This is a genomic window from Anaeromyxobacter sp. PSR-1 (genome assembly GCF_000964525.1).
In the GTDB taxonomy this organism is placed as follows: domain Bacteria; phylum Myxococcota; class Myxococcia; order Myxococcales; family Anaeromyxobacteraceae; genus Anaeromyxobacter.
The window spans coordinates 1-7,393 of record NZ_BAZG01000206.1 but is presented as its reverse complement, the minus strand read 5'-3'; the positions used below and the strand labels follow the sequence as shown (position 1 = coordinate 7,393).

Below are 7,393 nucleotides of genomic sequence, written 5' to 3'. Positions count from 1 at the left end.
TGGGCTACCGGGGCCGCGACGGCCAGTCCACCGGCGCGGTGCTCACGCTCGCGCCCTGGCGCGCCGTGTTCCTCCGGGCCGGCGGGGAGCTGACGCCGTGGTCCCAGGACGGCGGCGTGCGCCTGCTGTGGGGCGCCGGCCTCGAGTCCGCCCGCCCCGGCAGCGCCTTCCTGCACGTGCACGACTGGGGGCCGGTGCGCCCCGGCGAGCGGTTCACGCTGCGTCACGCGGAGGCGAGCGCCGGGTACAAGCTGCCGGCGGGGTGCCTGGGCCCGCTCTGCCTGGCACCCGCCGTGTACGCGACCGTGCCGTTCGAGGGCGGGCCGTACGCCGGCGCGCGCGCGGCGCTCACGCTGTGGGGGAGCTGGTACGTGATGGGGGGCTTCGGCCGGACGGTGCCCGGCGTGCTGGAGCGCGCCCGCGACGCGGCGCCGGCGCCCGCGTGGCGGCTCGGCTGGTCGGTGGGCCGCTGGAGCGGGCGGACGGGCGCGCTGTTCGTCACCTACCGGGACGAGCTGGCGCTGGACCGGCTGCGCACGCCGGGCGTGAAGGATCGGCAGGGGCGCGGGGCGCTCATGGCGGGGGCGCTGTGGACGCGCTGATCCGGCCGGCGATCGCCGCCGCGCTCGCGGCGGTGTGCGGGTGCGGGCTGCTCTCGCCGGGCGAGCCGCCGGCCACGCCGTCCGCGCCCGTGCCCGGGTGGACGCCGCCGGACGCGCCCATCCCCGCCCCGCCGCCGCCCGCCGGCGTGGCGCCGTCGCCGCCGCTCCCCGGCTACGCGCTCGTGTGGCGCGACGAGTTCGACGGGACGGCGGTGGACCCGGCCCGCTGGGTGGTCGAGGCCCGGCGCCGCCGCGACGCGCTCAACGACCCGGCCTCCGCGACGGTGCAGGACGGCCTGCTGCGGATCACGACGTTCACCGACGAGGCCGGCGTGCACCACACCGGCTATCTCGAGACGGTCGGCCTGTTCGAGCTGACCTACGGCTACGTCGAGGCGCGCATCCGCTTCCACGAGGTGCCCGGCACCTGGTGCGCGTTCTGGCTGTACCCGGAGACCTACGGCCAGCCCATCGGCGATCCCGGCGCCGCCGGCGTGGAGATCGACGTGGTGGAGCACCGCGTGGTGGACGGGGGCGGCTGGAACGTGCGCGACCTGGTGATGTCGGGCATCAACTGGGACGGGTTCGGCGCGGACTGGAAGAAGGCCCACCGGACGCAGCCGCCGCCCGACGGCGGGCCGGTGTGGGGCGCCTGGCGGACGTTCTCGGTCCTGTGGACGCCCGCGGGCTACACGTTCTACGTGGACCAGCAGCCGCTCTGGAGCACCTCGGCGGCGGTGTCGCACCGGTCCCAGCCCATCTACCTCACCTGCGAGGTGAAGGACCGGAGCTGGGCCGGGACGATCCCGTCCGGCGGCTACGGCCCCGCCGCGGCGAGCGAGGACTTCATGGAGGTGGACTGGGTGCGCGCCTGGCAGCCGGCGCCGTGACGCGCCGCCGCCTCACGGCGCCGGAGCACGCGCCGCCGCGCGGGGCCGATCGCGCGGCGCGAACCCGGGCCGGCGGGCCGCGCGGGTGAGGGGCGCGCCCCCGCCGCGGTCCGCCCGCCGCGCCGCGGCCCTCGGGGCAGGCGCCTCCTCGCGCAGGAGGCGGACCAGCGCCGCCTCCACCCGGTGCAGCCCGCGGGTCACGGCCACCCCGAGCTCCTCCGGCGCGTAGCAGCAGCCGATCACCCTCCCCTGGCCGAAGGCGTGCAGCACCGCCGGGCTCACGTACGAGGCGCGCGCCACCGCCGGCGTGTTGCCGAGCCGGCCCGCCACCGCCTTCACCGCCGCCACCTCGAGCTGCCGGCGGCTGGTCCGGCCCGGGACGATCTCCCGCTCGCGCACGGCGAGCTCGCTCGCGCAGAGCACCGTGCCGGCCCACGTCCGGAAGTCCTTGGCGGTGAACGGCGCGCCGGCCGCCTCGCGCAGGTAGGCGTTCAGGTGGCGGCGCCGCACGTCCACCACCTCGCCGTCCTCCTCGAACTTGAACACGTCGCGGCCCGGCACCCGGAGCAGCGCGCGCACCAGCCGCGCCACCGGCGCGTCCTCCAGCTCGCGCACCTGCCGCCGGCCGGACTTGCCGCGGAAGTCGAACACCACCCGGTCGCCCAGGACGCGCACGTGCCGCGGCCGGACCGTGGTGAGCCCGTAGCTCCCGTGCTCGCGCGCGTAGGCCTCGCTGCCCGGCCGCATCGGGCAGGTGGCGAGGATCCGCACCATGGCCGCGAGCACGCGCGCCCGCCCCAGGTCCCGGCGGCGCAGGTCGCGGGTCACGCGCGCCCGGATCCGCGGGAGCGCCGCGGCGAAGCGGAGCAGCCGGCGGTACTTGGCGCCGGAGCGGCGGCGCATGAACTCGGGGTGATAGCGGTACTGCCAGCGCCCGGCGCGGTCCCGGCCGATCGCCTGCAGCTTCGCGCCGGCCACCGGGCTGACCCGCACGTCCGTCCACGCCGGCGGCAGCGCCAGCCGCCGCGCGCGCTCGGCGTCCGCCGCGGCCGCCGGGCGGCCGTCCGGGCGGACCCAGCGGAAGCCGGCCCGCGGCGTGCCGGCGCGGCGGAGGCCGACCGCCTGGAGCCTCTCGATGGCGCGCATCCCCTCCAGTGATGCGCACCGCCGGCCCCCGCGGCACCGGGCGCTGGACGCTCCGGGCGCCCTGCGGTATCCGCATCCGAGCCGGGCGCCGTGCCCGGGCCGGAGCCCCATGCGCCCCACCGACACCACCTGCGAGCACGTCCTCCCCCTCTCCACCGACGCCGCGCTGCGGCGCCGCTTCATGGTGCTGAAGGACCCCATCCCCGGGAACTTCCGGTTCGGCGTGCTGCTGGAGGTGCTCGACCGGCTCGCCGCCGACACCGCCATGGCGTACGCGCAGCGCTTCCAGCCCGAGGCGCGGGTGGTGACCGCCGCGCTCGACGAGATCGTGGTCCGGCGCGTGGCCGACGTGACGCGCGACGTCCGGTGCCTGGCGCGCATCAACCACGTCGGCCGGACCTCGATGGAGGTCGGCATCCGGGTGGAGTCCGCGCCGGACCAGGCCCACCTCGCCTCCTGCTACTTCACCATGGTGGCGCGCGACGGCGACGGGCCGGGCGCCCGCAGCGTCGCGGTCCCGCCGCTGGAGCTGGGCGACGACGTGGAGCGGGTGCGGGCCGCCCGCGCCGCGGCGCGCCGGGCCGCCTACCGGCGCGAGCAGGACAGCCTGGTGGAGCCGCCCTCGCGCGACGAGTTCCTGCTGCTGTCCGCGCTGCACCGCGAGCAGGAGGAGCCCGGCTTCGCCGGCGTCCGGGCGCGCGACGTGGTCACCGAGACCTGGGAGCGCACCTACCCCGAGCAGGAGAACCTCTCGGCGGTGATCTTCGGCGGCTACATCATGCGCCGCGCCTACGAGCTGGCGTCCATCTGCGCCGAGCGCGTGGCGCTCGACCGCCCGGTCATGGCCGCGGTGAACCGGGTGAACTTCTTCCACCCGGTGCAGATCGGCGACAAGCTCCACCTCACCAGCCGCGTGGTCTACACCGACGGCGCCATGGTCTGCATCGAGACCGGCATCGAGCGGATCAGCCGGGACCGCAGCGCCCGCGCGCTCTCCAACTCGTGCCGCTTCACGTTCGTGAACATCGACCGCGACCTGCGGCCGGTGCCGGTGCCCACGCTGCACCCCTCCGACTACGCCGAGGACGCGCGCTACCTGGCCGCGCGCCGCGACCTGCGCGGGCTGGAGGAGCGCAGCGCGAAGGGCTGGCTGCTCTCCTACCTGACGGGCGCGCAGCGGGACTGACCGGGCGCCGCCCGGCCCCGGGCTGGACGGGGGGTGGCGCGCCCGCCGGCCGGGGCGCACCGTCCGTCCGGGAGGAACCTACATGCACCGAGCCCTCGCAGCCTTCGCATCCGTCCTGGCAACCGCCGTCCTGCTCGCCGCCCCCGCGCCCGCCCGGGCGTTCTTCTCGCTCGAGCTCCACTACGGCGTCGAGCGCGCCGACGCCACCAGCCTGAAGCACGGCCTCGACGCCGCGCTGTCCGACACCGCGCGCCTCAAGAACTCCGCCCAGATCGTCGGCGGGCTCGCCACGCTCAAGCTCGGCTTCCTCGAGCTCGGCGCGGTGGCGGACCGGACCTGGAAGAAGGACGGACCGAGCATCACCGCGGTCGGCGGGCTCGCCGGCCTCGGGTTCGATCTCGGCGCGATCCGCCTCGAGGCGCTCGGCGAGGCGGGCGGCCGCCGCTACGGCGACTTCCTGAAGGACCCCGCGGTGATCACCCGGGGCTCGAACGCCGAGTGGCTCGCCTACGTGGGCCTGCGCCCCGGCATCGCCTACCGGGCCGAGCTGGGCGGCGGCCTCGGCTTCCTCATCGGCGTCTGGGGCTTCGCGCGGTGGGACGTGACGAGCAAGAACGTCCCGGTGACCGTCCGCCCGTCCGAGGGGGGCCCGGACACGAGCGCCGAGTACGAGCTCGGCGGCGTGACGTTCGGCGCCACCGGCCGCGTCGGGATCGATTTCTAGCGCCCGCGGGCGCGGCTTCGCCGCGCTGCGGGGCTGCGCGCCGACCGCGCGGCGGCCCCTCCGCAGCCCGGGCGGCACCCCCGCCCGGGCTGCGGTAGGATGTGCGTTCCGGCCACCGAGGAACGCATGCCCTACAGAACGGACGACCTCCGCATCCGCGGGATCAAGGAGCTCGCCCCGCCGTCGCACCTGATCCGCGAGTTTCCGTGCACCGAGAAGGCGTCCGCCGTCGTCCACGGCGCCCGCCAGGCGATCCACCGCATCCTCCACGGGATGGACGACCGCCTGGTGGTGGTGGTCGGGCCCTGCTCGATCCACGACACCAGGGCGGCGAAGGAGTACGCGGCGCGGCTCCTGGACGAGCGCGCGCGCCACGCCGAGGACCTCGAGCTCGTGATGCGCGTGTACTTCGAGAAGCCGCGCACCACGGTGGGCTGGAAGGGGCTCATCAACGACCCGGGCCTCGACAAGACCTACGACATCAACCGCGGCCTGCGCGTCGCGCGCGAGCTCCTGCTGGACGTGGCCGAGATCGGCGTGCCGGCCGGCTGCGAGTACCTCGACATGATCACGCCGCAGTACATCGCCGACCTCGTGTCCTGGGGCGCGATCGGCGCGCGCACCACCGAGAGCCAGGTGCACCGCGAGCTCGCCTCGGGCCTGTCCTGCCCGGTGGGCTTCAAGAACGGCACCGACGGCAACGTCGCCATCGCCATCGACGCCATCAAGGCGGCGCAGCAGCCGCACCACTTCCTGTCGGTGACGAAGGGCGGCCACTCCGCCATCGTCTCGACCAACGGGAACGAGGACTGCCACATCATCCTGCGCGGCGGGCGCACCCCGAACTACGACGCCGCCAGCGTGGACGCCGCCTGCCAGGAGATCGGCAAGGCCGGGCTGGCGCAGCGGCTCATGATCGACGCGAGCCACGCGAACAGCCAGAAGAAGCCGGAGAACCAGGTCCCGGTCTGCGCGGACGTGGCGGCGCAGGTGGCCGGCGGGGAGGTCCGCATCGTCGGCGTCATGATCGAGAGCCACCTCGTGGCCGGGCGGCAGGACCTCAAGGTGGGGAAGCCGCTCAACTACGGGCAGAGCGTCACGGACGGCTGCCTGGGCTGGGAGGACACGGTCCGCGTGCTGGACGGCCTCGCGGCGGCCGTGCGCGATCGGCGGGTGAAGGAGGCCGGCTTCAACGGCGGCTCCGAGGCCGCCCCCGCCTGATCCCCCGCGCGGCGGAGGCGCGCGATCCTCCATGCGCGGCGGCCGCCGAACGGCTATGGTGCCGCGCTTGAGCCCGACCTTTGCAGACCTGAACCTCTCCGAGAAGACGCTCCACGCGCTGGAGCGCGCCGGCTTCGAGCACCCCACGCCCATCCAGGCGCAGGCCATCCCGCCCGCGCTGGAGGGCCGCGACGTCATCGGCGCCGCCGCCACCGGGACCGGCAAGACCGCCGCCTTCCTCCTCCCCATCGTCGAGCGGCTGTCCGGGGCGCCGTCGAAGGACCGGCCGGCCTCCGCGCACGGCAAGCCCGGGCCGCGCGCGCTGGTGCTCGCCCCGACGCGCGAGCTGGCGGTCCAGATCGCCGGCGAGCTGGAGCGGTTCGGCCGCGGGCGCCACGTCCGCGGCGCGCTCGTGATCGGCGGCGTGGGCATGGGCGCGCAGAGCGCGGCGCTGCGCGATCACGAGGTGATCGTGGCCACGCCCGGGCGCCTCGTGGACCACCTGCAGCAGGGCACCGCACGCCTGGACGGCCTGGAGGTGCTGGTGCTCGACGAGGCCGACCGCATGCTGGACATGGGCTTCGCGCCCCAGCTGAAGCGCATCCTCGCCCGCGTCCCCAAGGTCCGCCAGACGCTGCTGTTCTCGGCGACCATGGCCGGCGAGGTGGCCGACTTCGCGCGCGCGCACCTGCGCGACCCGGTGCGGGTGGAGGTGGCGCGGAGCGGCACGCTCGCCGAGCGGGCCGAGCAGCGGGTGTTCCTGCCGGAGCAGCGGGAGAAGCTGCCGCTCCTGCTGGCGCTGCTGGAGGACGACGACCTGTCCACGCTCGTGTTCACCCGCACCAAGCGCCGCGCCGACAAGGTGGCGAAGGCGCTGCAGCGGGCCGGGCACAAGGTGGCGCGCATCCACGCGGACCGCTCGCAGGCGCAGCGCCGGATGGCGCTGGAGGGCTTCCGCGACGGCCAGTACCGCGTGCTCGTCGCCACCGACATCGCGGCGCGCGGCATCGACGTGGCGGAGATCGGCCACGTGGTGAACTTCGACCTGCCCCATGTGCCGGAGGACTACGTGCACCGGGTCGGGCGCACCGCGCGCATGGCCGCGAGCGGCCGCGCCTCCGCCTTCGCCTCGCCGGAGGAGCTCGACCTCCTCCGCGACATCGAGCGGCTCACCCGCGCCCCCATCCCGCGCGCCGAGGTGCCGCGCGAGCACGCCACGTTCCAGGCGGAGCTCCAGCGGGCGGACGCGGCCCAGGCGAACCCGGGCCCCGGCGCCCGCCCGGCGGGCATGAACCGCAACCGCCGCCGCGCCGCCGCGCACCGCGATCGGCTGACGGGCGGCCAGGGCGCCGAGCGCGCCGCGACGTCGGGCGAGCGGGCACCGCGCGCGCAACCCGCCGCGTCCGCCTCGCGACGGAGCGCGCCCCCCGCGGCCGGCGCCGGGTCGAAGCCCCGCCGCGTCGGCTCGTGGGGACCGAAGCGGCGCCGCTAGGCCCGCTCCTGCGCCACCGGCGCGCGGCCGCGATCCCGCCCGACCGCCGCCACGGCGGCGAGCAGCGCCTCCAGGTCGGCCGGCTTGACGAAGTGGTGCCGGAACCCGGCGGCGGCGCTGCGCTCGCGGTCG

Annotated in this window: 7 protein-coding genes; 6 read left to right on the top strand and 1 reads right to left on the bottom strand. The window is 76.3% G+C overall.

Translation table 11 applies throughout. From position 1 onward, the window contains the following. Both PSR1_RS20230 and PSR1_RS20225 read left to right on the top strand, forming a co-directional pair. Nucleotides 1-602, top strand: a 602-nt coding sequence (locus tag PSR1_RS20230) for a hypothetical protein (protein ID WP_059439204.1), incomplete at its 5' end; no start/stop codon positions are given. Next, nucleotides 590-1,492, top strand: a complete 903-nt coding sequence (locus tag PSR1_RS20225; RefSeq protein WP_059439203.1) for a glycoside hydrolase family 16 protein — start codon at nucleotides 590-592, stop codon at nucleotides 1,490-1,492. The genes PSR1_RS20230 and PSR1_RS20225, both read left to right, overlap by 13 nt. Before the next feature lie 12 nt (nucleotides 1,493-1,504). Here PSR1_RS20225 and PSR1_RS20220 read toward each other — a convergent pair whose 3' ends face one another. Beyond that, on the bottom strand, nucleotides 1,505-2,638 hold the full coding sequence (locus PSR1_RS20220; protein ID WP_059439202.1) for a DNA topoisomerase IB: 1,134 nt from the start codon (nucleotides 2,636-2,638) through the stop codon (nucleotides 1,505-1,507). A 109-nt stretch (nucleotides 2,639-2,747) separates the two neighbouring features. Here PSR1_RS20220 and PSR1_RS20215 point away from each other — a divergent pair, with 109 nt between their 5' ends. From PSR1_RS20215 to PSR1_RS20200, 4 genes are all read left to right on the top strand, one after another. Next, nucleotides 2,748-3,824: a hotdog domain-containing protein gene (locus tag PSR1_RS20215; protein WP_059439201.1), complete on the top strand. Its 1,077-nt coding sequence runs from the start codon at nucleotides 2,748-2,750 to the stop codon at nucleotides 3,822-3,824. An 82-nt stretch (nucleotides 3,825-3,906) separates the two neighbouring features. Beyond that, the gene (locus PSR1_RS20210) at nucleotides 3,907-4,548 is read left to right on the top strand and encodes a hypothetical protein (protein ID WP_059439200.1); all 642 of its coding nucleotides are present in this window, start codon (nucleotides 3,907-3,909) and stop codon (nucleotides 4,546-4,548) included. 126 nt (nucleotides 4,549-4,674) lie between these two features. Continuing rightward, nucleotides 4,675-5,769 carry a 3-deoxy-7-phosphoheptulonate synthase AroG gene (gene aroG, locus PSR1_RS20205; protein ID WP_059439199.1) on the top strand — a complete coding sequence of 365 codons (1,095 nt, stop codon included), beginning with the start codon at nucleotides 4,675-4,677 and terminating at the stop codon, nucleotides 5,767-5,769. A 31-nt stretch (nucleotides 5,770-5,800) separates the two neighbouring features. Continuing rightward, entirely contained in the window at nucleotides 5,801-7,261 is a 1,461-nt protein-coding gene (locus tag PSR1_RS20200; RefSeq protein ID WP_082100321.1) for a DEAD/DEAH box helicase, read from the top strand. Nucleotides 7,262-7,393: the final 132 nt, after the last annotated feature.

Excerpts from the sequence above, each read along its gene's own strand:
- PSR1_RS20220 (WP_059439202.1), bottom strand. The coding sequence starts at position 2,638 with ATGCGCGCCATCGAGAGGCTCCAGGCGGTCGGCCTCCGCCGCGCCGGC.
- PSR1_RS20215 (WP_059439201.1), top strand. The coding sequence starts at position 2,748 with ATGCGCCCCACCGACACCACCTGCGAGCACGTCCTCCCCCTCTCCACC.
- PSR1_RS20210 (WP_059439200.1), top strand. The coding sequence starts at position 3,907 with ATGCACCGAGCCCTCGCAGCCTTCGCATCCGTCCTGGCAACCGCCGTC.
- aroG (WP_059439199.1), top strand. The coding sequence starts at position 4,675 with ATGCCCTACAGAACGGACGACCTCCGCATCCGCGGGATCAAGGAGCTC.
- PSR1_RS20200 (WP_082100321.1), top strand. The coding sequence starts at position 5,801 with ATGCGCGGCGGCCGCCGAACGGCTATGGTGCCGCGCTTGAGCCCGACC.